The organism is Rhizobium sp. 18055, assembly GCF_902706285.1.
In the GTDB taxonomy this organism is placed as follows: Bacteria; Pseudomonadota; Alphaproteobacteria; order Rhizobiales; family Rhizobiaceae; genus Rhizobium.
Window position 1 is genome coordinate 1 of record NZ_CACSKD010000143.1, and the last position, 546, is coordinate 546.

1 protein-coding gene is annotated in these 546 nt (G+C 71.6%); it reads left to right on the plus strand.

The features are described 5' to 3' along the window. A partial coding sequence (locus GVL52_RS31770; RefSeq protein ID WP_280179124.1) for an NAD(P)-dependent oxidoreductase occupies nucleotides 1–546 on the plus strand: 546 nt, incomplete at both ends.

Sequence of the window (546 nt, forward strand, 5' to 3'; positions counted from 1 at the left end):
GTCAAGGGCCTCGGCCAGCTCTCCGTGCGCCTCAAGGACGCCGACATCATCGTGCTCATCCGCGAGCGCACGCAGATCACGCGGCAGCTCGTGGAGAAGCTGCCCCGCCTCAAGCTGATCGCCCAGACCGGCAAGGTGGGCGCGCACGTCGACGTGGCCGCCTGCACCGAGCGCGGCATCGCCGTCGCCGAAGGCGTGGGCTCCCCGGTGGCGCCGGCCGAGCTCACCTGGGCGCTGATCATGGCGGCCATGCGCCGCCTGCCCCAGTACATCTCCAACCTGAAGCACGGCGCCTGGCAGCAATCGGGCCTGCGCTCGGCCTCGATGCCGCCGAACTTCGGCGTCGGCACCGTGCTGCGCGGCAAGACCCTCGGCATCTGGGGCTACGGCCGCATAGGGCAGATCGTCGCGGGCTACGGCCGCGCGTTCGGCATGAACGTGCGCGTCTGGGGCCGCGAGGCGTCGCGCGCGCAGGCGCTCAGCGACGGCCTGCAGGTGGCGACCACGCGCGAGGAATTCTTCTCGCAGTGCGACGTGGTCTCGCTG